The sequence below is a fragment of the Flavobacterium polysaccharolyticum genome, assembly GCF_038739875.1.
Lineage (GTDB): Bacteria > Bacteroidota > Bacteroidia > Flavobacteriales > Flavobacteriaceae > Flavobacterium > Flavobacterium polysaccharolyticum.
In genome coordinates this window covers 58,180-83,827 of sequence record NZ_JBCGDP010000020.1, presented here as the reverse complement: position 1 = coordinate 83,827, position 25,648 = coordinate 58,180, and the positions used below count along the sequence as shown (strand labels likewise).

The 25,648-nt window shown below is 34.6% G+C and carries 23 protein-coding genes; 15 read left to right on the top strand and 8 right to left on the bottom strand.

Going from position 1 to position 25,648, the window contains the following annotated elements:
- The coding region (locus WFZ86_RS16960) for a pentapeptide repeat-containing protein (protein WP_342693035.1) at nucleotides 1-662 on the top strand (662 nt) is incomplete at its 5' end.
- Between the two features lie 3 nt (nucleotides 663-665).
- Nucleotides 666-3,545 carry a type I restriction endonuclease subunit R gene (locus tag WFZ86_RS16955; protein ID WP_342693034.1) on the top strand — a complete coding sequence of 960 codons (2,880 nt, stop codon included), beginning with the start codon at nucleotides 666-668 and terminating at the stop codon, nucleotides 3,543-3,545.
- Nucleotides 3,546-3,808: 263 nt separating this feature from the next.
- Here the strand turns inward: WFZ86_RS16955 and WFZ86_RS16950 are convergent, their stop codons facing one another.
- Together WFZ86_RS16950 and ychF are read right to left on the bottom strand one after the other, a co-directional pair.
- Nucleotides 3,809-4,507, bottom strand: coding sequence for a DUF1826 domain-containing protein (locus tag WFZ86_RS16950; protein ID WP_342693033.1), 699 nt, complete (start codon nucleotides 4,505-4,507; stop codon nucleotides 3,809-3,811).
- A gap of 160 nt (nucleotides 4,508-4,667) precedes the next feature.
- The gene (gene ychF, locus WFZ86_RS16945; RefSeq protein WP_342693032.1) at nucleotides 4,668-5,762 is read right to left on the bottom strand and encodes a redox-regulated ATPase YchF; all 1,095 of its coding nucleotides are present in this window, start codon (nucleotides 5,760-5,762) and stop codon (nucleotides 4,668-4,670) included.
- A 227-nt stretch (nucleotides 5,763-5,989) separates the two neighbouring features.
- Here ychF and WFZ86_RS16940 point away from each other — a divergent pair, with 227 nt between their 5' ends.
- Nucleotides 5,990-8,695, top strand: coding sequence for a TonB-dependent receptor (locus WFZ86_RS16940; protein WP_342693031.1), 2,706 nt, complete (start codon nucleotides 5,990-5,992; stop codon nucleotides 8,693-8,695).
- Nucleotides 8,696-8,788: 93 nt separating this feature from the next.
- On the top strand, nucleotides 8,789-9,556 hold the full coding sequence (locus WFZ86_RS16935) for a class I SAM-dependent DNA methyltransferase (protein ID WP_342693030.1): 768 nt from the start codon (nucleotides 8,789-8,791) through the stop codon (nucleotides 9,554-9,556).
- A 2-nt stretch (nucleotides 9,557-9,558) separates the two neighbouring features.
- On the opposite strand, the gene WFZ86_RS16930 is transcribed toward WFZ86_RS16935, so the two are convergent.
- The gene (locus tag WFZ86_RS16930; protein WP_342693029.1) at nucleotides 9,559-10,722 is read right to left on the bottom strand and encodes a hypothetical protein; all 1,164 of its coding nucleotides are present in this window, start codon (nucleotides 10,720-10,722) and stop codon (nucleotides 9,559-9,561) included.
- A gap of 234 nt (nucleotides 10,723-10,956) precedes the next feature.
- Complete coding sequence (locus WFZ86_RS16925) at nucleotides 10,957-11,307, bottom strand: 4Fe-4S dicluster domain-containing protein (RefSeq protein WP_159683546.1); 351 nt, start codon at nucleotides 11,305-11,307, stop codon at nucleotides 10,957-10,959.
- 143 nt (nucleotides 11,308-11,450) lie between these two features.
- Between WFZ86_RS16925 and WFZ86_RS16920 the strand changes: the two genes are divergently transcribed.
- The 6 genes from WFZ86_RS16920 (at nucleotide 11,451) to WFZ86_RS16895 (ending at nucleotide 16,351) form a co-directional block, all read left to right on the top strand.
- Nucleotides 11,451-12,512, top strand: coding sequence for an acyl-CoA reductase (locus WFZ86_RS16920; protein WP_342693028.1), 1,062 nt, complete (start codon nucleotides 11,451-11,453; stop codon nucleotides 12,510-12,512).
- Between the two features lie 90 nt (nucleotides 12,513-12,602).
- Nucleotides 12,603-13,673, top strand: a complete 1,071-nt coding sequence (gene serC, locus WFZ86_RS16915) for a 3-phosphoserine/phosphohydroxythreonine transaminase (RefSeq protein WP_342693027.1) — start codon at nucleotides 12,603-12,605, stop codon at nucleotides 13,671-13,673.
- Between the two features lie 190 nt (nucleotides 13,674-13,863).
- The gene (locus WFZ86_RS16910; RefSeq protein ID WP_342693026.1) at nucleotides 13,864-14,814 is read left to right on the top strand and encodes a D-2-hydroxyacid dehydrogenase; all 951 of its coding nucleotides are present in this window, start codon (nucleotides 13,864-13,866) and stop codon (nucleotides 14,812-14,814) included.
- Nucleotides 14,815-14,912: 98 nt separating this feature from the next.
- Nucleotides 14,913-15,470 carry a DUF937 domain-containing protein gene (locus tag WFZ86_RS16905; RefSeq protein ID WP_342693025.1) on the top strand — a complete coding sequence of 186 codons (558 nt, stop codon included), beginning with the start codon at nucleotides 14,913-14,915 and terminating at the stop codon, nucleotides 15,468-15,470.
- A gap of 114 nt (nucleotides 15,471-15,584) precedes the next feature.
- A complete protein-coding gene (locus WFZ86_RS16900) occupies nucleotides 15,585-16,016 on the top strand; it encodes a DUF6146 family protein (protein WP_342693024.1) in 432 nt (143 codons plus the stop codon).
- 32 nt (nucleotides 16,017-16,048) lie between these two features.
- Nucleotides 16,049-16,351 carry a DUF6787 family protein gene (locus WFZ86_RS16895; protein WP_342693023.1) on the top strand — a complete coding sequence of 101 codons (303 nt, stop codon included), beginning with the start codon at nucleotides 16,049-16,051 and terminating at the stop codon, nucleotides 16,349-16,351.
- A 40-nt stretch (nucleotides 16,352-16,391) separates the two neighbouring features.
- On the opposite strand, the gene WFZ86_RS16890 is transcribed toward WFZ86_RS16895, so the two are convergent.
- Genes WFZ86_RS16890 through msrA form a run of 3 tightly spaced genes read right to left on the bottom strand, consistent with a single transcriptional unit; the run spans nucleotide 16,392 to nucleotide 17,951 of the window.
- On the bottom strand, nucleotides 16,392-16,694 hold the full coding sequence (locus tag WFZ86_RS16890) for a hypothetical protein (RefSeq protein WP_342693022.1): 303 nt from the start codon (nucleotides 16,692-16,694) through the stop codon (nucleotides 16,392-16,394).
- 40 nt (nucleotides 16,695-16,734) lie between these two features.
- Complete coding sequence (folE, locus tag WFZ86_RS16885) at nucleotides 16,735-17,403, bottom strand: GTP cyclohydrolase I FolE (protein WP_315174543.1); 669 nt, start codon at nucleotides 17,401-17,403, stop codon at nucleotides 16,735-16,737.
- A 14-nt stretch (nucleotides 17,404-17,417) separates the two neighbouring features.
- Nucleotides 17,418-17,951: a peptide-methionine (S)-S-oxide reductase MsrA gene (gene msrA, locus WFZ86_RS16880; protein ID WP_342693021.1), complete on the bottom strand. Its 534-nt coding sequence runs from the start codon at nucleotides 17,949-17,951 to the stop codon at nucleotides 17,418-17,420.
- Nucleotides 17,952-18,103: 152 nt separating this feature from the next.
- Between msrA and WFZ86_RS16875 the strand changes: the two genes are divergently transcribed.
- From WFZ86_RS16875 to WFZ86_RS16860, 4 genes are all read left to right on the top strand, one after another.
- Nucleotides 18,104-18,769 (top strand): ABC transporter ATP-binding protein, encoded by a 666-nt coding sequence (locus tag WFZ86_RS16875; protein WP_342693020.1) that lies wholly within the window; start codon nucleotides 18,104-18,106, stop codon nucleotides 18,767-18,769.
- Nucleotides 18,770-18,798: 29 nt separating this feature from the next.
- On the top strand, nucleotides 18,799-19,563 hold the full coding sequence (locus WFZ86_RS16870; RefSeq protein ID WP_342693019.1) for a TIGR02757 family protein: 765 nt from the start codon (nucleotides 18,799-18,801) through the stop codon (nucleotides 19,561-19,563).
- A gap of 70 nt (nucleotides 19,564-19,633) precedes the next feature.
- On the top strand, nucleotides 19,634-20,644 hold the full coding sequence (locus WFZ86_RS16865; protein ID WP_342693018.1) for a hypothetical protein: 1,011 nt from the start codon (nucleotides 19,634-19,636) through the stop codon (nucleotides 20,642-20,644).
- Nucleotides 20,645-20,736: 92 nt separating this feature from the next.
- The gene (locus WFZ86_RS16860; RefSeq protein ID WP_342693017.1) at nucleotides 20,737-22,089 is read left to right on the top strand and encodes a DEAD/DEAH box helicase; all 1,353 of its coding nucleotides are present in this window, start codon (nucleotides 20,737-20,739) and stop codon (nucleotides 22,087-22,089) included.
- Nucleotides 22,090-22,169: 80 nt separating this feature from the next.
- Here the strand turns inward: WFZ86_RS16860 and WFZ86_RS16855 are convergent, their stop codons facing one another.
- Nucleotides 22,170-23,285, bottom strand: a complete 1,116-nt coding sequence (locus WFZ86_RS16855) for a lactonase family protein (protein ID WP_342693016.1) — start codon at nucleotides 23,283-23,285, stop codon at nucleotides 22,170-22,172.
- 419 nt (nucleotides 23,286-23,704) lie between these two features.
- Between WFZ86_RS16855 and WFZ86_RS16850 the strand changes: the two genes are divergently transcribed.
- Nucleotides 23,705-25,633 (top strand): BatA domain-containing protein, encoded by a 1,929-nt coding sequence (locus tag WFZ86_RS16850; RefSeq protein ID WP_342693015.1) that lies wholly within the window; start codon nucleotides 23,705-23,707, stop codon nucleotides 25,631-25,633.
- Nucleotides 25,634-25,648 lie beyond the last annotated feature (15 nt).

Here is a 25,648-nt window from a genome sequence, read left to right as displayed (position 1 = left end):
CGGACGTTTCCAATGCGGACGTTTCCAATGCGGACGTTTCCAATGCGGACGTTTCCAATGCGGACGTTTCCAATGCGGACGTTTCCAATGCGGACGTTTCCAATGCGGACGTTTCCAATGCGGACGTAGAGATGCGATTAATCGCGTCTGTACGGGATAGGATTGATGAAAAATGCGCCATGCAATTGAATGAATTGGGAAAAATTGCCCATGATATTTGGGAAGAGATTCCGAATAAATTTCCTTTTATAGAATTGGGTAATTTTGTGATTATGCCCAATCATATGCATGGGATATTAATTATCAATAAATTCGTAGAGACGCGATTAATCGCATCTAAAAATGAAAATGTGGAAAATGCCGATGGAAATGCACACGTAGAGACGCGATTAATCGCGTCTGTACATGATGATGATGATGATAATGATAAAAAAGGCGGTTTTTCCGGAAATAATAATCCGATGTTTCATGAAAATATATCGCGAATCATTCGTTGGTATAAAGGCAGGTGTAGTTTTGAAATGCGTAAAATTCATGCCGATTTTAATTGGCAATCCCGATTTTACGATCATATTATCCGTGATTCAAGAGCATTCGATACTATCCAAAATTATATAGAAGATAATCCTTCAAAATGGAACAAAGATAAATTTTACAAGTAAAAAATGAGCCATCAATCCGAAGCCGTATTAGAAAACAATCTGATCAAGCAATTGATTGGTTTGCATTATTCCGTTGTGAAAATTCAGGATGGAGATGCGTTAGTTTCCAACCTCAAAAGTCAATTGGAAATTTTTAACCAAACCACCTTTACAGTTAAAGAGTTTGATGCCATTTTGAATCATTTGGCCAAAGGCAATGTGTTTGAAAAAGCTAAAACCCTTCGGGATCGTTATCAATTGGATAAAGAAGATGGGACTTCGTTTTATGTACGCTTTTTCAATACCGAAGATACGAGTCAGAATCTATACCAGGTTACCAATCAAATATCATTAGAAGGCAGTTACAAGAACCGTTTTGATGTCACCCTTTTGGTCAACGGTTTGCCATTGGTACAAATAGAATTGAAGCGTTCCGGTATCGAAATCAAAGAAGCCTTCAACCAAATCAATCGTTACCAAATGCATTCCTTTTGGAGCAACCACGGTTTGTTTCAATATGTACAATTGTTTGTCATCAGCAATGGTGTCAATACCAAATACCTAGCCAATAACAAACTGCAATCGGTCAAACAAACCTTCTTTTGGGCGAATGCCAATAATAAAAATATCACAAACTTATCCGAGTTTACTGCTGCATTCTTAACCCCAGAACAATTGGGCAAAATGATAGCGCATTATATCGTGATCAACGAAACCCACAAAGTAATGATGGTGTTGCGTCCGTACCAATATTTTGCCACAGAAGCCATTATCCATCAAGTCAAGAACTCCAATGACAACGCTTATATTTGGCACACGACAGGTTCAGGAAAAACGCTGACTTCGTTCAAAGCCAGCCAAATTTTGATGGAATTACCCGAAGTCTACAAAGTGGTTTTTGTGGTAGACAGAAAAGATTTGGATTACCAAACGATGAACGAGTTCAACGCATTCAAAAAAGACAGTGTAGATGTAACCAATAATACCCAATCATTAGTTAGACAATTGACAGATAATACCAAATTGGTTCTAACCACGATTCAAAAATTAAACAATGCCATTTCAGAACGGTTTTCAGGCAAAATAGAAGCCTTACGCCATCAGAAAATCGTATTCATATTTGATGAGTGCCACCGTTCGCAATTTGGGGACACCCACGACCGTATTACCAAATTCTTTGAAAAAAGCCAATTGATAGGCTTTACAGGAACACCCATATTTGCAGAAAACGCCTCCAAGAATGAATACGGAAAACGCACCACCAAAGACCTTTTTGGCAATTGCTTACACAAATACGTAATTACGGATGCCATCAAGGATCAAAACGTATTGCGATTTGGGATTGAATACATTGGCAAATACAAAAACAAAAGCAATACGTTTATCGACATTGAAGTCGAAGATATAGACAAACAAGAAGTCCTAGATTCTGAAAAACGAATCAATAAAATCGTAGATTATATTATCGCCTATCACAATCAAAAAACCTTCAATAAAGATTATTCTGCTTTGTTGGCAGTGAGCAGTATAGACAACCTAATCAAGTATTACGACTTATTCCAAAAAAAGAAAGAAGCAGGCGAACATGATTTACGAATTGCCACTATTTTTACTTATGGCACCAATGAAGATTCAGACGAAGCAAAGGACTATTTACCTAGTGACGAGCTTGATTTTGATGTTTTAGCCGAAGCGCCAACCCCATATCAATCCAAACACACCCGAGACAAACTCGAAAAGTGCATTGAAGATTATAACAAAATGTATGGTACTAGTTTTTCGACCAAAGACAGTCAACAGTTTGAGAACTATTTCAAAAATATTAGCCAACGTTTGAAAGACCGAGAGAAAGAAAACTTCAATCATGAGAAAGATCGATTGGATATTGTCATCGTGGTCAATATGATGCTTACCGGTTTTGATGCCAAAAAAGTAAATACACTTTATGTTGATAAAAACCTGAAACAACACGGCTTGATACAGGCGTATTCCAGAACCAACCGCATCCTCGGCGAACAAAAATCACAAGGAAATATCTTGGCTTTCAGGAACCTCAAAAAAGCCACCGACGATGCCATTACGTTGTTTTCGAATAAAGACGCCATCGAAGTAGTCACTATGCCTGAGTATGAAAAAATAGCAGAGAAATTTGACGAAGCTTTGAAGTTGTTACGAGAGATAACACCATCGTACGAAAGTGTAAATGATTTAGAAAGCGAAGAAGACGAAGCAAAATTTGTACAAGCTTTTAGAAAATTGATGCGTGCCATGAATGTTTTGCAATCTTATGCAGATTTTGATTGGGAAGATTTACCCATTGATGAGCAAGAATTTGAAGATTACAAAAGCAAATATCTAGACTTATACGAAAAAGTAAAACAAGATACACAAAAGCAAAAAACATCCATTTTAGATGATATTGATTTTGAACTGGAATTAATTCATCAAGACCAAATTAATGTAGCCTATATCCTGAAATTGTTAGCGCAATTGAAAGGTGAAAAAACGCCATCGGCAGCTGCTGTACAAAGAAAAGCAATTATTGATTTATTAGGAGGCGATATTCAGTTACGAAGCAAACGCGAATTGATTCAGAAATTCATAGACGAAAACCTACCGAACATCAAAGAAGGCGACAAGATCGAAGACGAATTTGAAAAATACTGGCAAGACCAAAGAGTATTGGCACTAGGCAAATTGTGCGAAGAAGAACACCTCGACAAAGCCCAATTCAAAGCCTTAATCGATGCTTATATCTACAACGGTCGAGAACCCATAAAAGATGAAGTATTCCAATGTTTAGACAATAGACCTAGCATACTCCAAGCCAGAATGATTGGCGACCGTATCATTACTAAAATGAAGGAATTTGTGGAGGTGTTTGTGAAGGGGATGATGGCTTAAGTTGTTAGCAATATACTGTCATGTTTTATTTCAATTTTGACTATAAAATATTTCGCTAGCAACCTACTAAAGATTATACTTATAAAAAAAAGATATTCACATAGCTTTATTTATGATTTTGTAAAAAATCAATAAAAAGCATAACAATCTGGGTTAAAAATTATTCGTTTTAAAAAAAGTTCACAATTAGTTGAGTCTATTATAAGATTCATCGGTACTTTTCTCTTTGCATTTTACCTTAAAACAGTAACTCTCCTTTTTTACTAACAAATCAACAACAATCGGTATTCGCCATCATTTTCGATTGGCGCTCTGTGAATACAAGGAAGCACTTGTTGTTTGGGATGATCTACCGCCAGGCGCCAAAGATGGCCTTTTCCTAAATTAATGGGTTTGGCATTGGGTTTGGCCTGATAATGCAAATCAAAATAATTTTCCTTCAAAAAGTCTTCCAATTCCTTGGATGGACCTCCATGTAAAGCTTCAAGCTTTTTTCTAATTTCTGGAATTAGGATTTTTTGCTCCGCTTGGTCATTTGGAATAATATCACTGGCTGCTCCGTGATACGTACATAAAAAAGTATCTGTGGCAATAGGAGAACGATCTACATGATAGGAATACACATCTGTGGAGATGAAATCAAATTCATCGTCTCGTTCATAGCATTTCAGTAAATTAAGAGACGGAGAAGCGCCAAAATCAGCTAATAACTGTAAATCATTTAAGATAATTTCTCTTGCTTTATTCCCTTCATCTGATAACTGAAGAGCCAATAAATCCTTAGGAAGAACTTCGGTTATATTTTCTTTGAGTTGCAGTTGACTTACAATTGCTGCAAAATCGCCTTCTAAATTTCTGTGCCAACACAAGGCATTCATAGCACCTTTAAAATCCGTTTCGACTAAATCCGTAAAAGACGAAACCTTACCAATTTGGTTGTTTTCAAAAAATATATTACTCATAGTAGTAAATAAAAAAGGGAGTGAATGAATTGAATTCAAAATTACGAAATTCATGGATTAGCCTACGCATTAACTCCTTCGAACCAACAATCCTTTTCTAAAAAAACAAAAAAACCGAGCAAATTGCTCGGTCTATGTTTTATGTAATGCTTAATCAGCACTATACATTAAATCTAAAATGCATAACGTCACCATCTTTCACTACATATTCTTTTCCTTCTACTCTGAACTTACCCGCTTCTTTGCACTTGGCCTCAGATCCGTAATGAACGAAATCTTCATAAGCAATTACTTCGGCACGAATAAAGCCTTTCTCAAAATCGGTATGAATAACACCCGCAGCTTGTGGAGCGGTAGCACCAATGTTAATTGTCCAAGCACGAACTTCTTTCACACCTGCGGTAAAATAAGTTTGTTGTTTCAATAATTTATAAGCCGCACGAATCAAGACAGAAGCACCCGGCTCTTCTAATCCCATGTCTTCTAGAAAAACCTGACGTTCTTCATAGCTTTCCAATTCGGTAATATCAGCCTCAGCTCCTACTGAAAGCACAATCACTTCAGCTTCTTCATCTTTAACCAATTCACGAACTTGATCTACATATTTATTTCCATTTACAGCCGAACTTTCATCCACATTACAAACATATAAAACTGGTTTTGCTGTAATCAATTGAAAACTTTCCATCAAAACTTCTTCATCGTTACTTTGAGGAAAAATGGTTCTTGCTGATTTAGCCTGCAAAAGCGCTTCTCTAATTCTATCCAATAGAGCTTTTTCGGTTTGTGCTTCTTTGTTTCCGGTTTTAGCCGCACGATTTACTTTTTCCAAACGTTTTTCAACGTTCTCTAAGTCTTTTAACTGCAATTCGATATCGATAGTTTCTTTATCACGAATAGGATTCACATTTCCATCTACGTGCACAATATTATCATTGTCAAAACAACGTAAAACGTGAATAATAGCATTACACTCTCTAATATTTCCTAAGAATTGATTTCCTAATCCCTCCCCTTTACTTGCTCCTTTTACCAATCCAGCAATATCAACGATATCCACTGTAGCCATTTGCACGCGTTCTGGCTTAACCAATTGCTCTAGTTTTTCAATTCTTGGATCGGGTACATTCACCACACCAATATTAGGTTCGATGGTACAAAAAGGGAAGTTTGCACTCTGCGCTTTGGCATTTGACAAACAATTGAATAAAGTTGATTTTCCAACATTAGGTAAGCCTACAATTCCTGCTTTCATAGTATATGTTTTTCCGAGAATCAAAAACCGACTCTCCTTTTAGCTATTACGTTTTTTTAAAGTTTGCAAATATAAGATTTATAATATCCTTGTTGAAGAACATTCTAACATTTATTAAAAGTTAACAACAAAATTTAAATACCATAAACATTTTTCAGTCATTTTGTTAAAATTTTATTTATATTTATCAAAAATTCAACTAAACAATAACCAAAAACCAAACAATTATGAAAAAACTATGTTTACTATTTTTTCTACTGTGCTCTTTTGTAGTTCTAGCACAAAAAGAAGTAACCGGAATTGTAAAAGATTCTGAAGGAAACCCAATCCCTGGAGTAAATATCATTGAAAAAGGCACTTCAAATGGTACATCAACAGATTTTGACGGTAGATACAAAATTAAGATTAACGAAAATTCTTCACTCACTTTTAGCTATGTTGGCTACAACACAGTAACCAAATCAACAGAAGGCAATGTACTAAACATAACATTATCCGCAGAAGGAGGACAAAACTTACAAGAAGTTGTAGTAACAGGTACCAGAACCGCACCAAGAAGCAACACGACTTCTGCTTTACCTATTGATGTACTTTCTTCTAAGGATTTAGTCTCAACAGGCCAAGCTACTTTTGACAAAGCCTTACAGTACAAAATACCTTCATTTAACACCGTACAAACTCCTGTAAATGATGCTACTTCATTACTTGACCCATATGAAATTAGAAATATGGGACCTAGTAGAACTTTAATTTTGATTAATGGCAAACGAAAAAACATGAGTTCACTTGTATATACACAAACCTCTCCAGGTCGTGGTGAGACAGGAGCTGATATCTCAGCAATACCAACAGATGCCATCGAAAGAGTGGAAATTCTTCGTGATGGAGCATCAGCACAATACGGGTCTGACGCGATTGCAGGTGTAATGAACATCATATTGAAAAAGAATGCTTCACTCGGATCAGTCACTTTGCGCTCAGGAATAACTAGCGAAGGAGATGGAGAAATGCTTGGCATAAGTTTAAACAATGGCTCTACTGTTGGCGAAAAAGGTTTTATCAACTATACTGTTGATTTCTCAAAAGTAGCGTTAGCAAACAGACCTGGAAGAGTTAATGCAGATGGAGAAATTGCTGATTTTGGAGCTGATCCTGCAGCTGTGAATGCTTTTCTTGCTCTTAAACCAGACGCTGGAAACATTAATGGTTCACCAGAAACTGCTGCAGCTAAATTTTTAATTAACGGCGGAATTGACATTAACGAAACCGATCAAATCTATTATAACGCTGCATATGTTTACAAAAAAGTAAATTCTTTTGCCAACTACAGAACACCGTATTGGAGACCTGTAGCTGACATGCCCTACTTAGCAACATTATTTGGTGATGGCACTCCAGCATCATACCAAGGATATGTACCAACATTTGAAGGCGACCTAAACGACTACAACGCGACAATAGGTTATAAATCAACAAAAAATGGCTGGAACACAGATGTAAGTTTGACCACAGGAGGAAATACTCAAATATACACGGTGTCGAATTCTCAAAACAGATCATTTATTGATACTAATGGTAATGATTCGAAAGATCCTGGAGAAGACTTTTTATATGGAATTTCCACTCCCATTACTTTTAAACCAGGTGGAACATCATTTAATCACTATGTTGGGAATATAGATGTTTCAAAAAATTTAACCGATCAATTTAGTATAGGATTTGGATCAGAATTTAGAACTGAAAACTTTGAAATTTTCGAAGGTGATGTTGCTTCCTATATTGGAAATAGAAGCGGAGCTGATTCATTTCAAGGTAATACTCCAGAGAATTCTGGCAAATTCAACAGATACAACTTGGGTGTTTATCTAGACTTAGCATACGATGTTACAAAAGATTTTTTACTTAACGGAACTGTACGATATGAAGATTATAGTGATTTTGGAAGTGCTACGGTTTGGAAAGCAAGTACAAGGTATAAGTTTTCTGATGACAAAGTGACATTAAGAGCATCTTTATCGACAGGATTTAGAGCTCCTTCATTACATCAAATTTATACTCAAAAATCACAATCATCATTTGTTCCAGGACAGGGAATTGTTGTACAAGGTTTAATTAACAACGTTTCATCAGCAGCTAGAGCAAGCGGTGTTCCAAAATTAGACTCTGAGAACTCAAGAAATTTCACAGCAGGAATAGGTTTAAAACCGAACAAAAATTTCAATCTTACGATAGATTATTACGATATCAAAGTTAAAGACAGAATTGTTCTAGGAAATCCAATTACATTTTCCCCAACCAACACATCGGCATTTTTTGTTAACGGAATCGATTCAAGAACCTCTGGTATTGATCTTGTTGCAGGATACAAAAATTTAATAGTAGGACCAGGAAAAATGGGCTTTAATTTATCTGGTAATTACACCTTAAAAAATGAAATTGATGGGCCGGTTAAAAATCCAGCAAGTGTAGCAGCAGTTAATCAATCTGTTATTGACGCAACTCAGGAAGCTCTATTATTTACTTCAAGACCTATCTTCAAAGTTATTGGTGGTGCTGAATATGAGATTGGAAAATTTGGATTCACAGTAAACAACACCTTATTTGGACCTACAAAATTTAAAAATGCTGGTATGTCAAGCGATTTAAAAGTTGAATTCTTAACAAAAATGGTTACTGACTTAGGAATAAACTTTGCAGCAAACGACAAACTAACTATTGCTTTGAATGTAAACAACCTTTTAAATGTTTTACCAGAATGGAAATTTAAAGCTGAAAATGCCGCTGGACAAGCAATCTTAAATGACCCAGCGCAAACTAGAGCACAATTCAACTTAGTTACATTTAACGGTCGTTATTCTCAAATGACTTATGATGGATACCATTTTAGTCAATTAGGAACGATGATGAATTTATCTTTAAATTATAAATTCTAATTAATATAAAAGTTCATTTTAAAAAGGGTTGTCAATTGACAACCCTTTTCTTTTAAAAAAATGATTATATTTATTATTCAAAAACAACTAATTATGTCTGAGCTATATAATGATAAAATGGCTAGCGTTTATGACGCCATGTATCAAACTTTTATTGATTATAATGAGGAGTATCACTTTTACAACGATATTCTACAAAACAACCGTTGTCATTCTGTACTTGAACTAGGAAGCGGTACAGGAAACTTAGCCCTACGTTTTTTTCAAAACAATCAAAAATATTTGGGTCTAGATGCTAGCGAGGATATGATCGCAATTGCAAAAAAAAGGACTTCGAAAAGTACGTTTATTCATGGCGACATGAGAGAGTTTACATTAGGAAATCCCGTTGATTCCATCCTCATCACAGGTCGTTCTACCAGCTATTTAATTTCTAATGAAGATGTGTATTATTGTTTTGATTCTGTTCATCAAAACCTTAATGATGAAGGCATATTTGTGTTTGACTTTATTGATGCAAATCGCTACATCCCTTACACCGAAAACAACAAGAGCATTCTACATCAAGCAGATTGTAACGGAATTCCCCATTATAGAGACAGCAATTGGAAACTTACCATGTCGGATAATTTTTTAATGGAATGGACAGCGACTTATTACACAATACTCAATAATGAAAAAGAAATAATTGCAGAAGATTTTTCTACGGTTAGAGTTTTTACATTAAACGAAATACAGCTTTTTCTTTACATGAAAGGGTTTGAAGTCCTTGAAATCATTGATAGAAAAACCTATGCTTACGACACTTACGTTATTGTAGCAAAAAAAAGAAACGAACCAAATTTTCATAGTCTCAAATAAAATTACATTTTATTCTCGATAATTGTAATAATTCGCTGTTCCTCATCTGTAGCTATTAAACCCGAGAAATCCCAATAGTTGGTCAAGATACTATTTCCTTTATTAATTAGTGCTTTATTTTTAAAAACTTGTGGCTCTCGATAGGTGTAATTTTGGTTACTAAAATTGGTAGTTACCAAATAATTACTAACCTCAATGTTTTTAGTTTCTTTTTTATAAACTTTTTCAAAACCAATCTCTTCTTTAGAACTTACTAAAAAATAATTAGTATCCTCTACTCTATAGGTGGCCTTAAAATTAGACATATAAATATTTTTAGCTCCAACTTTAGCAACGCTTGTTTTTCTTGCCAAACTAATTTCAGATATTTTAGAACTTACTTCTATGATCAACTTTTTCTGATTATCATAAATAATCTTAAATTCGTCCAGCAAGCCTTTCGAATTATCTAAAGGAGTAGCTGTCAAAACATAATAGGCATCATTTTCAGAATAAGAACGAACCAAAAAATAGTAATTATCCTTGGCCTTTGGATCTAAAATTGGCGCTAAGTACTTAAACGTATAATAATTCTCCATGATATTATTGAGATTATACCCTAACAAATCAGCACTTACCTCCTCTTCTACCACGCCAAAAGAACGATTTTGCTCTACTAAGATAGTTGAATTTAATTTTTTTTGATCGCCTACAATCTGAAAGTTCAACAAACCATCTGTATAATAAGAGTGAACACCGTTGAGCTTAAAAAACTCACGACAATATACTTTTAAACGGGCAGGAATATTGAATTTTTTTATAGAATTTGCCAACAAAGATTTTAGCAATTTCTGAGGATGCTGACGGGTAACTACCAATTCATCAAGTTTATTCAAACTACTTTTCAGATAAATAATAGTACCATTTTGTTTAAGTGTAGCAGGACGAACCGTAATCCCCACATAAGAAGGATGAGAAAACTGAAGATTTGAATTTCCATTGACTATAAAACTAACTTCCCCTTCCTTATTGCTCACAAGGATTTGTTTGGTTTTTGCTACCAAAACAGTCACATCTTCTATAGGAAGTTGTGAATCCATATCCTTAATTATCAAAGTTCTTTCTACTTTCTGAGCTAGAGAAACGGTGCTAGTCATTAATAAAAAGACAAAAAGCATTCTCTCCATGCGAAGTGATTTTATGTCTTACTAAATTTAGAAACTTTACAATTTGGGATAAAAATAAAAAAATTGTTGATAAAAAAAAGAAAAAAAAAGAAAATATGTTATTAAAAGGGGTTTTATTTTTTAAAAATTCACCTAAACAGTGATAAAAGTAAGAAAATAATAATAGTTATTAACAATTTAAAAACAAAAAAACCTGAGTAAAACTCAGGTTTTGATATGATAACAAGTAATAAATTATTCGTTATGTAAGAACGATTGTCTATTTAATAGTGTTTCTTCATCTTCTACATGATTATCATCAGGAATGCAGCAATCTACTGGACAAACCGCAGCGCATTGAGGCTCATCATGAAAACCTTTACATTCTGTACATTTCCCTGGAACAATATAGTACACTTCGTCAGAAATTGGTGTTTGTGGTGCTTCTGCATCAATTTCAGTACCATCAGGCAAAATTACTTTTCCTTTTAATTTGGTACCATCTTTATAACGCCAATCGTCTGCACCTTCATAAATTGCAGTATTTGGACATTCTGGTTCGCAAGCTCCACAGTTAATGCATTCGTCTGTAATAATAATTGCCATCTTTAACTAAATTTTTTAATTAAAATTTAAAGTAATTGTTTTTGTATTCAATTTTCACAATAAAAAAACAACTGTTGTCATTAGCTTCTAAAAAGCTTATTTTTGTGCAAAATTACAATCAAAAGATTTCATACACAAGCAATATGACATTAGAAACAAAAAAAAGTAAATTTGTTGAATTAGGAAAATTCTTGAATCAATTTTCTTCTATAGAAAATCCCTCAAAAAATGATGTTTTGGGTAATGATTTATTTTTTGACGAATGTCTTAATCTAATTGCTCTTTCTCAGTCGCATAATGGCTGGTATACTCCAGAACAAGTATGTTTTACTTTTCAATCATGGGCAAAAGCATTAACCCAAGAAAAACTAGACCAATGGCTTTTTAAGTATGATTTTACAGATAAACAGCCTAAAACAATTTCCTTGATTCTCGCTGGAAATATTCCTTTGGTCGGTTTTCATGATTTTTTATCAGTGTTGATTTCTGGACATCGTGTATTAGTAAAAACTTCTTCGAATGATCAGCATTTACTTCCGTTTATAGCTAAATACCTAATTCATATAGCTCCTGAATTCAAAGATAGCATCACTTTCGTTGAAGGAAAGCTAGAAAATTTTGATGCGGTCATCGCCACAGGAAGCAACAACACTGCACGCTATTTTGAATACTACTTCAAAGACAAGCCTTCGATCATACGAAAAAACAGAAACTCAGTAGCAGTTTTAACAGGAAATGAAACCAAAGAACAATTGGAGGCATTAGGCGAAGACATCTTTCGTTACTTTGGACTTGGTTGTCGCAACGTTTCAAAACTTTTTGTACCAAAAGACTATTCGTTTGTTCCTTTTTTCGAAGCCATTTTCAAACACAAAGAAGTCATTGAATATGAAAAATATGCTAACAATTACGATTATAACAAAGCTGTATTTTTAATGAGTAATTTCAAACTCCTAGATAATGGATTTTTGACCCTAAAAGAAGATTCTGGTTTTGGTTCTCCAATCTCTAGTGTGTTCTATGAATTTTACGAAAACGTTGGAGTTTTGCTACAACGCTTAGAGGATGAAAATGAGCACATTCAATGTATCGTTTCAGATCAATTAACTCCCAATAGCATCCCTTTTGGATGCACTCAAAGTCCTGAATTATGGGATTATGCTGATAATGTAGATACAATTTCATTTTTACTAACAATAAAGTAAAAAATTGTAAAATTATTTCGAATAATTCAGCTTGTTTTCAAGTATGAATGTCGAAATTTGCATTTTTAAATTTTAGGATACTAAACAACCATGAAAAAACACAACTACAGCGCAGGACCAAGTATTTTAACACCAGAAGTTTTTGAGAAATCAGCTCAAGCTATTTTAGATTTTAACAATTCAGGATTATCCATTTTAGAAATTTCCCACCGCAGTAAAGACTTCGTTGCCGTAATGGAAGAAGCTAGAGCTCTTGCTTTAGATTTATTGGGTCTAACCGGCAAAGGTTACCAAGCTTTATTCTTGGCTGGAGGAGCTAGTTTAGAGTTTATTATGGCGCCTTATAACTTAATGAAAGAAGGGGGCAAAGCTGCCTATTTAGACTCTGGAACTTGGGCTAGTGCTGCCATTAAAGAAGCAAAAGCTTTTGGAGAAACCGTTATCGTGGCTTCATCTAAAGAACAAAATTACAATCATATTCCAAAAGGATATACGGTGCCTGAAGATGCAGATTATTTTCACTGCACGAGCAACAACACCATTTTTGGAACCCAAATGAAAGAATTTCCAAAATTGAATATTCCAGTTGTATGTGATATGAGTTCGGATATTTTTTCACGTGTTTTAGATTTTACTCAATTTGATATCATTTATGCAGGGGCTCAAAAAAATATGGGACCAGCAGGAACAACTTTAGTAGTGATTAAAGAAGAAGTTTTGGGTAAAAACGGTCGAGTGATTCCAAGTATGTTGGATTATGCCAAACATATCAAAGCAGAAAGTATGTACAATACTCCGCCTGTTTTCCCAGTATATACTTCGCTATTGACTTTGCAATGGTTGAAAAACTTGGGAGGTGTAGCAGCTATCGAAAAAATCAATAACGAAAAAGCAGCTTTATTGTACAATGAAATCGACAGAAATCCATTGTTTAGAGGAACAGCTGCTGTAGAAGACCGTTCGAATATGAACGTTACTTTCTTACTGAACGACGAAGCCCATAAAGATACTTTTGACGCGATGTGGAAAGCCGCTAACATTTCAGGGCTTCCAGGACACCGTTCTGTAGGGGGATATAGAGCGTCTATCTATAATGCGATGCCAATAGAAAGTGTTCAAGTTTTGGTTGATGTTATGAAAGCTTTGGAAGCGGCGGTTTAATCGCTTACAACAAATTTTCTTGAAAGCACAACTCCCCTAGCCCCGATAGTAGTGGATATCCTTTTCTATTTTTTCTTTAAAAATAGAAAAGATAAGAACGGATAGCGGGATTAGCTCCTAAAAAAAATAAAAATAGTATAGTTGATTCTTTGGCACAAACAAGGAATTAGAGAAACAAAATAAAAACAAAATGAAAGTATTAGCCAATGACGGAATTTCAAAAAGTGGAATTCTAGCTTTAGAAAAAGGTGGTTTTGAAGTAATCACTACAAAAGTGGCGCAAGAACAAGTGGCCAATTTTATTAATGAAAACAACGTTAGCGTAATCTTGGTAAGAAGTGCCACCAAAGTGCGCAAAGACATTATCGATGCTTGTCCTGGTATCAAAATTATTGGTCGTGGCGGTGTTGGTATGGATAATATTGATGTGGACTATGCAAAAAGTAAAGGAATTCACGTAATCAATACGCCTGCTTCTTCATCAGAATCAGTGGCGGAATTGGTTTTTGGACATTTATTTACTGGGGTTCGTTTTTTACACGATTCTAACAGAAATATGCCTCTTGAAGGAGACTCAAATTTTGATGGTTTGAAAAAAGCCTATGCTAATGGTACTGAACTAAGAGGAAAAACTTTAGGAATTGTAGGTATTGGACGTATTGGTCAAGCTACCGCAAAAATGGCTTTAGGACTAGGTATGAAAGTTATCGCTGCCGATAGCTTTATCCCTCAAGTTGATATTAAAGTGGAGTTTTTTGATGGGCAATCTATAACAACTACAATTGTTTCTCAATCTTTGGAATCATTGTTTCAAGAAGCAGACTTTATTACTTTACACGTACCAGCTCAAAACGGGTATATCATTGGCGAAGAACAATTGGCTACCATGAAAGACGGTGTAGGAATTGTAAACTGCGCTCGTGGTGGAGTAATTGACGAAGTTGCTTTAGTAAAAGCTTTGGACAGCGGAAAAGTAGCTTTTGCAGGTTTAGATGTTTTTGAAAGCGAGCCAAAACCAGAAATGGCAATTTTAATGCATACTAAAATTTCGTTGACGCCTCATATTGGTGCAGCTACAGGCGAAGCTCAAGACAGAATTGGAACAGAATTAGCCTCACAAATTATTGCCTTGTTAGGATAATCATAAGTCTTCAATATACCAAAAGGGTAATTTATTAACAGTAGTTATAAATTACCCTTTTTTATTTAAATTTGAGAATACTTTAAATCTAAAATCCTATGTTTGAACAATTAACACAATTAGTGCAGCAATTTGGAGATGATGCCGTTGTAAAAAACAATGCCATTCCGAATGAGCAAAACGAAGCTGTCCTGCAAGAAGCTGGAAGTTCCATTTTTTCAAGTTTACAAAAGATGGCTTCTGAAGGAGGAGTTGAACAATTGGCAGGTTTGCTTCAAGGCAATAATGCTCAGGATAGTTCGAATCCTGCAGTGCAACAAATTACACAACAACTCACTGGCAGTTTGAGTGAAAAATTCGGAATAAGTGGAGAAACTGCTTCAGGAGTAGCAGGAAGTATGATTCCAAAAATACTTGGTAGTTTGGTAGGCAAAGCCAATGATCCAAACGATAGTTTTCAAATTTCGGATATCATTGGCGCAATTGCTGGTAATAGTGAGCAAGCAGGCGGTATTATGGATACCATTTCTAAATACGGAACACAATTTGGTTTAGATCAAAATGCAGATGGCAAAGTTGACCTTAGTGATGCTATGAGTATGACCAAAAGCAGTGGTGGAATTGGAGGAATACTAGGTAAATTATTTGGTAAATAAAAAGCTAATAACAGCATAAAAACGTCATTATCTATATAGAAATGGCGTTTTTTATGATAGAATTTAGAATTTTCAAGCTCAGATTTTGTAAATTTCGATTTCAATACTTTAGCCATGAAAAAGATAGCTTTTATAATCGTTCTTATAGCAATAATTGGCGCTTGTTCAACTCCAAAAAACAATCTTGCCTCACATCCTGCCACCAATCCGGTCAAAGGAGATACCGTAAGAATTGCAAATGATTCTCTAGAATATGAGGTCATCATTATTGATCCAGGTTTTAATACTTGGTTGAATTCTGTTGCGTTTCCAAGAGGCTACTATGCTCAATTTTATTTAGAAAATAAAAATCGATTTTATATTACTGAATGGAACAATAGAGTGCAACAACCATTTCGATTTGATCCAAATTTGTATCTAATGACCATTAATTATGAACCTCAAATAAATTATGGATACGAAGTCAATTATCTAATCTATAACTACATGATTTATTTTCAAAATCGATACCAGCAAAAGCTATTTGGCAATGTCCCGATACGATAATCTTAGTATATTTGTACAATTGACACTTTAGAATGAAAAAATTAAAAGAACGCTGGGGAATAGAAAGTAACTTTCAACTAACATTAATTTTTATTGTTTTTGCAATCACTGGTTCAACATCCGCATGGTTATCTAAACCTTTTTGCTTTTGGTTGGGCATTACCAAAGCCGATTTAGGGTTTTGGTTCACTCCTATCCGACTCCTACTCATTTTCCCAATTTATCAAGTGCTTTTGGTTTTAATTGGATTTTTATTTGGACAATTTCAATTCTTTTGGGCTTTCGAAAAAAAAATGCTCCGAAGCATGGGATTTGGTTTTCTATTCAAAACATAAAAAAAAGCTTCATTATTGAAGCTTTTTTTGTTAGTATTAATTAAGAAGTTTTGTCTTTTTTAATAAGATAAGTATATATCCAGGTTAAAGTAAAAGTTGGAATAACATCCGAGAAAGGAAAAACTTCTTCTATAAATGTAATCGCTCCTGCTACTTTTCCAACACTTCCTTTATACATCCTGGTCATTAAAAAACCCGCTAAAGGTGCCCAAATCACATCTGAGAATTCACCAATCATTGGTATGGAAAAAGATAGCATCCCGATAGCATCAAACAAGATACTCAAGAATAAATGTCTTCTTTTCTGAGAAGCTTCGGCGTTAATTTCTGCTTGGTTTATCATTTTTGATTTTTTGAAAAAGTCCAAACAAAAATAGTGCCTTTTATTCTTGTTTGATCATATTGAAGAAATCATTTCTATTTTCTTTTTCATTAAAAATACCTCCATATTGAATGGTAGAGGTAAAACTAGTTTCATCCTTAATTCCGCGACTTGACACACACAAGTGCTTTGCTTCCATAACAATGATAACATTATCAGTCTCTAAAACAGTTTTTAATTCATTAAAAATCTGCATAATTAATCGCTCTTGTACTTGGGGACGACGAGAATAATAATCGACGATTCGGTTCAATTTGGATAAACCAATAACTTTTCCGCTAGAAACATACCCTATGTGGGCTTTACCTACAATTGGTAAAAAATGATGCTCACACGTTGAGTTAAAATTAATATTGGCCTCAACCAGCATTTTGTCGTATTGGTAGCTATTTTCGAAAACGGAAATTTTAGGTTTGTTTTTAGGATCTAACCCACTGAAAATTTCTTGAATGTACATTTTGGCCACTCGAAAAGGAGTTCCGCTCAAGCTATCATCCGTCATGTCCAATCCCATTTCTTCCATAATGGCGTGAAAATGATGTTCAATTCGTTGCATTTTCTCGGTATCCGATTTTAGAAATGCGTCAGCTCTAAGAGGAGTATCTGCGCTAGTGGCTTGGTGATTATCACCTAAAATTTCAATTAATTCTCTGTCTAATACTGTGTTCATCTTTTAGGTGTTATTTATTTTAATAATGTAGTAAACGATTCAGAAAGTTTGTTCATTTTTGGAGTAATGACGTAATGACAATACGACTGTTCCTTATTGAGTTGATAATAGTTTTGATGGTACGTTTCGGCTGAATAAAACGTAGTAACAGGAGAAAGCTGAGTAACGATAGGTGAATCGAAAACTTTAGCTTCTTCTAATTGCTGGATATAGGTCTCAGCTAATAACTTCTGATTGTCCGAATGATAAAAAATTTCACTGCGGTATTGTGTTCCTTCATCAGCTCCTTGACGATTCAATGTAGTAGGATTATGTGTCGCAAAAAACACTTCCAATAAGGATTCAAAAGCAATTAAGTCCTCATCGAATGTAACTTGAATAGCTTCTGCGTGTCCTGTTGTACCTGTGCATATTTGTTGATAGGTTGGATTTTCAACAGTACCTCCAATATAACCCGATACTACCAACTCTACTCCTTTGAGTTGTAAAAAAACAGCTTCGGTACACCAAAAACAGCCTCCAGCAAATGTTGCAATTGATTTATTCATTAAAATTGAATTATAATTTTGTTTAACAAAAGTAGCAATTAATTAAACAAAAAAAATCATTTAACTAAATATTAATAAATGTTACTATAAAGAAATTTTATAATAGTTGAGTGGCTTACAAAATCTTTGTTTCTTTGTAAAAACACTTTCGAATGATACAAGCAAAAAATATACATAAATTCTACGACCAACTTGAAGTTTTAAAAGGAGTAGATTTACATATCTCTAAAGGAGAAATTGTATCCATTGTAGGGGCTTCTGGAGCTGGAAAAACTACTTTGCTTCAAATTTTGGGGACATTAGACAGACCTAGTAAATTGGACAATTCCAGTTTGTTAATCAACGGTGAAGATGTTTTAAACATGAATGACAAAGCCTTATCCCGATTTCGTAATTTAAATTTAGGTTTCATCTTTCAATTCCATCAATTATTACCTGAGTTTACTGCTCTGGAAAACGTTTGTATTCCAGCCTTTATAGCTGGAAAAAACAAATCTGAAACAGAACTAGAAGCTAATAAAATATTAGATTTTTTGGGATTATCACATCGTATACATCACAAACCCAACGAACTTTCTGGTGGAGAACAGCAACGAGTGGCGGTAGCTAGAGCACTGATAAATAAACCCGACATTATATTTGCTGACGAACCTTCAGGGAATTTGGATACAGTTTCTGCCGAAAATTTACATCAATTGTTTTTTAAACTTAGAAACGAATTGGGACAAACCTTTGTAATTGTTACGCACAATGAAGATTTGGCCAACATGGCTGACAGAAAATTGGTAATGGTAGATGGCCAAATTAGCAGCAAATAATTAAAACCAACTATAGTTAAATCCTAAACATGACCGAGGCTGAACTCAAAGACTTTCTAGACCAAAAAGTTGTACAATACAACACCCTAGATTTCATAGAAAGTGATCCTGTTCAAATTCCGCATCTATTTACTCAAAAAGAAGATATTGAAATTGCAGGTTTTTTAAGCGCAACTATCGCTTGGGGTAATCGAAAAATGATTATCAAAAACAGTCATAAAATGATGGATTTGATGGGGAATTCACCTTATGATTTCGTTTTATCGCATTCTGAAAATCAATTAGATAGCCTAGATCAATTTGTGCATAGAACCTTTAACGGACAAGACTTCAAGGCGTTTGTAAAAGGATTACAACATATATACACCCATCACGGTGGATTAGAAACCGTATTCACTCAACATCAAGAAACCACAAGTACCCAAAAAAGTATTCATGAATTTAAAAAAATCTTTTTTGAAGCGAATCAACCCCAAAGAAGTCAAAAACACATATCGGATCCACTGAATAATTCCGCAGCAAAGAGAATTAACATGTATTTGCGATGGATGTGTCGGCAAGATACTAAAGGTGTTGACTTAGGCATTTGGAAAAGCATCCCCCCTTCTAAACTTTCGTGTCCGCTTGATGTTCATTCTGGAAATGTAGCAAGAAAACTAGGTCTTTTAACCAGAAAACAAAATGATGCTAAAGCACTAAATGAACTCGACACCCAGCTTCGACATTTAGACCCAAAAGATCCAGTTAAATATGATTTTGCTTTGTTTGGCTTAGGAGTTTTTGAAGGATTCTAAAAATAACAAGCTAACTATAAGACACTTACAACTATTATCACTATCTTTGAGTTACATTTATTTCTCTCTTATGAAAGAATTCTTGTCCAACATAACTTCTAACTCAATATTTGTACTGGCAATTGTAATAATTGTTTTGGTAATAGCTATGACCTTATTCAAAGCAATTTGCAAAAGGAATCTTCAAAAAAACCAACAAAAAACACTCCCTCTTATCAAACATTTCTTAATCGATATTGTAAAAAATCACGATAATAAAGAATTTATTAGACAAAAAATAAAGGAAATAAAAAGAAAAATACCTCTTCGAGCAACATGGTGCAAAGAAATGATGATAGACGAAATGATTCTTATAAAAAAGAAATTAAGTCCCGAAGAAGCAGAAACAATAACGCTAATATACCGAACACTCAAACTTTATAAATTTTCTTCAAGTTTAATCAATGACAACAAAATTTATAAAAAATGCCTTGGTTTCTATCATTACGAAACTATGAGTTATTCTAATGGAATAAATAAAATTATACCTTATTTAAAAAACAAAAATCAACTGATCCAATCCAACGCGAGTGTTGCCTACCTCTCGCTAACCAATATTTCTATTGAGAATACCCTTTATAAAAGTAAAAAAAGAATTAAACGAAATAAAGAAAAAGTAGAGAACCTGTTTTACATCCAAAAATATCCTTACAACAGCAATATTGATTTTTGGTTAAAGGCAAAAAAAACTTCCATTTTATTGTTAGGTCTAAAAATTGCCGCTCATGAAAGCAATGGAAACGACACAGCAGCTATCATTCAATTACTTTCACACAAAAGCAATACTGTGAAAAATGAAACGCTTATCACGATTAGAAAGCTTCATATACAAGAAGCCGAAGACAAAATTCTATCCATATTAAATCAATTTTCGCCTTCACTTCAAGAGCAAAGTTTACAGACTCTAAAAGTCATTGGTACGAATAAAACAATAGAATACATTCAAAACAGAATGTCTTATTTCGACAATTTAGAACTTAAAATTACCGCAACTGATTGCTTGGAAACGTTACTAATGAAAGAAAAAATTATAACTAGCTAATTCCATCATCAAGAGGTATACTACGAAGGAACAATTCAAAGAAAATAGTATTTACAGCTTATATTAGTATCTTTGCCAAAAAAATAATGCAAATGAGCACCTTCGAGCAATTCAACCTTCCTAAATCTTTACAAAAAGCAATTGATGAAATAGGATTTACCTCTCCTACTCCCATACAAGAAAAAACCTTTTCGGTAATTATGTCTGGAAGAGATATGATGGGAATTGCACAAACTGGAACCGGTAAAACTTTTGCTTACCTAATTCCACTATTAAAACTGTATAAGTTTACCAATACCAATACCCCAAAAATCGTCATCCTTGTCCCTACCCGAGAATTGGTCGTTCAAGTCGTGGAAGAAGTAGAAAAATTAACCAAATACATGTCGGTTAAAACCCTCGGGATTTACGGAGGTGTAAATATCAATACCCAAAAGAAAGCAGTTTATGAAGGTGTCGATATTTTAGTAGGAACTCCAGGTAGAACCATGGATTTGGCTTTGGATGCCGTAGTACGCTTTGATGAAACCCAAAAATTAGTCATAGATGAATTCGATGAAATGCTTAATTTAGGTTTTCGTACACAATTAACTGCTTTGTTGGCGATGATGAAAACCAAGCGTCAGAATATTCTATTTTCGGCCACCATGACCGATGAAGTAGACGATGTGCTGAATGACTATTTCGATTTCCCAGAAGAAGTAACCCTTGCCGCCTCAGGAACACCGTTGGAGAATATCGAACAAATCACCTACAATGTTCCTAATTTTAATACCAAAATCAATCTTCTTCAGCATTTGTTAGAAAAGAACGAAGACATGAGCAGAGTACTAGTTTTTGTGAACAATAAAAAAATCTCGGATATGCTTTTCAATCGAATAGAGGAAGTATTCGAAGGACAATTTGGAATCATCCATTCTAACAAATCGCAAAACTATCGATTGAGTACGATGGCAGAATTTCAAGAAGGAAACTTGAGAGGTTTGATCACTACCGACATTATGGCGAGAGGTTTAGATATTTCGAACATCACACATGTCATCAACTTCGAAATGCCTGAGTTACCAGAACTCTACATGCACCGTATTGGTAGAACCGGTAGAGCCGATGCCACAGGAACCGCGATTAGTTTTGTAACGCCTCGTGAAGAAGAAGCAAAAATTGAAGTCGAAGTCCTGATGAATATGGAATTACCCATCGCTGATTTTCCAGAAGTAGTCGAAGTATCAACCAAATTGATTGAACCCGAAAAAGACCGTCAACCCATTAAGTTTTTAATGAAAAAAGTGAAATTAGAGGGAGATGGTGCTTTTCATGAAAAAAGCAAAAAGAACAAAAAAATAAATCTTGGTGGTCCATCAAAAACAAAAAAGAAAACACATGGTTCTGTTAACAGAAATATGCTAAAAACAAGAGCCAAAAAACGCAAAGACTCCAACAAATAAGCAATAAATAGTAAAGCCACGAATTCACAAATTAATAAAATTGGTGAATTCGTGGCTTTAACTTGATTGTTTTAAATAGATTACAAACGCTTTTCAAAAAGCAAATAAACAGGCTCACAAACCGAAATTCTTTTTTCAGTATCTGTTAAACCACCGGTGTTTTTATCTCTTTTAAAAACCACCACTTCATTACTAAATTGATTGGCTACCAATAATAAATTGCCTGTTGGATCTATCACAAAACTTCTAGGTCCTTTCCCTAAAGTACTTACCGTTTCTTTAAACTCTAATTTACCATTCTTCAACACTTTAAAAATAGAAATGGTGTTAGCCTCTCCTCTATTAGTAGCATACAAAAACTTCCCATCTGGTGATAACGCAATGGCTGCCGCACGAAAATCACCTTTGTAATCTCTCGCCATTACCGAAGTATCTTCTACCAAAGTCAATTCTCCTTTAGCAAAACCATACGTCAACAACCCACCATCCAATTCATTCAAAACATAAACATATTTCCCGTCTTCATCAAACGTTAAATGACGTGGGCCACCACCTGGCTTAACACTCACACTGCTTTTGAAAGTCAAAATATCCTTGCTCGCATCAGCATTGTAGCTATACACATAAATTTTATCAGTACCCAAATCAACGGCCAAAACGTACTTATGATCTGGAGAAAAAGCCACCATATGCATATGCGAAGCTTCTTGACGCTCCTTATTTGGACCACTGCCAGAAAGTTGCACTACTTGTTTAGCATCAGTCAAACTTCCATCAGCATTTTTAAAGAAAACAGTAATACTTCCACCAGAATAATTGGCTGTAATTACATTCTTATCATCCGTAATAATGTGACATGGATCGGCACCTTTGGTCGCTTGTTTATTCAACATAATCATCTTACCTGCTTTCCCATCATAATTAAATGAAGTAGCCGTGCTTGTTGCCCCTGATTCGTTCACCGCATAAAGATGTTTATTGTCCGAAGAAAGAGCCAAATAGCTTGGATTTTGAATGTTAACGGTAGTTCCGTGCAACAACGAATTCCCAGAGTTTACTTCAAATTTATAATTATAAATCCCTTTATTTTCACATTTATTAGTGTAAGTACCCACAAGTAAGTGGTAAATATCCTGCTGAGCGCGAACTGTTGTAAATAAAGAAACAAAAACTAGCGCAAAAATCTTGCTTTTCATGTATGTAAAATTTATTTGTTAGTGGACATAATATGATATCGCGCTATACTTAGAACAAATGCGATTCCATCATATGTCTTTTTTTAGTGTCGCGAAATTACTCATTATTTCAATACCTCGAAACAAATTACTCCATTTTGAAAAAACCAAACTTCATCTCCCATATATAGGTACAAATTCGTATTTTTGAGCGATCAATCTGAGTTCTTTTATATTTAGGAGCAGAAACAAAAGGTTTTATTGTCGGCATCGTCCCGCTCTCCGTTATATCTTTTTTTACACCCATCAGGTTTTTCAAACCTGCTAGTTGTAAAAAAAGGATGCCACTGCGATCGGGGCTAGAGAGCAACAAAAAGCATTTTCAGGAAACATCAAAAAAAAGAAACAACTAACCAAATTATAAGTAAACCAAACATAGAATGCAATTCAAACATCCAGAAATTCTATACTTTTTATTCCTTTTACTACTCCCTATTTTGGTGCATCTGTTCCAACTTAGAAAATTCAAAACAGAATATTTCACTAATGTCCGTTTCTTAAAAAAACTGACCATAGAATCCCGAAAAAGCTCCAAAATCAAAAAAAGGCTTTTATTAGCCACACGATTATTACTGCTCACAGGTTTAATCATAGCTTTTGCACAACCCTTCTTTGAAGCCAAAGACCATAAAAATGCCACCAACGAATTGTATATTATTCTAGACAATTCCTTCAGCATGCAAGCCAAAGGCAATCGGGGCGAACTACTCAAAAGAGCCGTACAAGAATTGCTAGAAGAAATTCCCGAAAGCACCACTTTCTCATTGCTAACCAACGATCAAACTTTTTGGAATACCAATATTAAATCCATTCAAAGTGAACTCCAAAATCTAAACTATTCAGCCATTCCTTTTAAAATAGATACGCAATTAGCCAAAATAAAAGCTAGAAAATCAGCCTTCAAAAAAGATATCGTAATCCTATCCGATGCCATTGGAATATCTCAAGAAGCAGCGCAAAAAACAGACAAAGAAGAAATAGTTTACTTCATACAATCTGAAGCCGAACAAAAAAACAATGTTGCAATCGACAGTGTCTATATCAACCAAACTCTCGATAACTTTTACGAAATAACGGTAGCTATCAGAGGATTTGGAGATGATTTTAATCCTTTGTCGATCGCTCTTTACAATCAAAATAAATTGATTGCAAAAACAATGGTTACACCAGACATCAAAAAGAAAACCGTCAACTTTACCATTCCAAGACAAGAATTCCATGGCTATGCCACCATCAATGACAAAGCGTTGACATACGACAATGACTATTTCTTTAGTATCAGTAAAAACAAAAAAATTAGCATTTTAAGTATCGGCGAATCTACAAAAAGCGAATTTTTATCCCGTATTTTCACTATAGAAGAATTCAATTACAGTAATTCAGAATTACGCACGCTGGATTACAACACCATCGAAAAACAAGCCACTATTGTACTCAATGAAATCCCTGAAATTCCACAAGCCTTGCAAACTACCTTACAAGCTTTTGTGAACAAAGGTGGTAATTTGGTCATAATCCCTTCCGAAAATTCCACAACAACAACGACCAATACTTTTCTAAAAAACCTTGGAAATATTCAGTTTATAGCTTCTGAAAACAACTCCAAACAAATTACCAAAATCAATTTTGATCATCCGCTTTTTAGTGGTGTATTCGAAAGTAAAATCACTAATTTTCAATATCCAAAAGCCGAAAAATCATTTGTAATCAAAAGTGCTTATCCAAGCATTCTTTCTTACGAAGACCAAACTGCTTTTCTGACGGCCATACCAAAATCTGTCGGGGCGGTTTTTATCTTCTCGGCACCTCTAAACCCAAAAAACAGTAACTTCCAGCAATCACCACTGATTGTTCCTGTGTTTTACAAAATGGGCATCAACAATAAAAATGCTTTGCTCTATGCCGCAACGATTGGCGACAACACCCCTTTTTGGGTAAATACTACTTTAACCAAAGAAGCTGTGCTGACTGTAAAAGGAAAAGAAGAGCAATTCATTCCTATACAACAAATGTTGGACAATAAAGTAAAACTAACCTTTGCTGACCTCCCCAAGAAATCAGGAAATTATACCATTTACAACAAAGAAATAGGAATAGAAAACATCTCATTCAATTATGCCCGAACAGAAAGTGATTTGAATCAAGTCAACACCAATTGGGATTCATCTTTTGATACAATGGACAGTATCAAAAGCGTTTTCAATACGTTACAAACCAATAGAACAGACTATCAACTTTGGAAATGGTTTCTTATCTTTGCCCTAGCGTTTTTACTGGCAGAAATGGCCATCATCCGATTTGTAAAATAACTAAAGTTTAAAAAA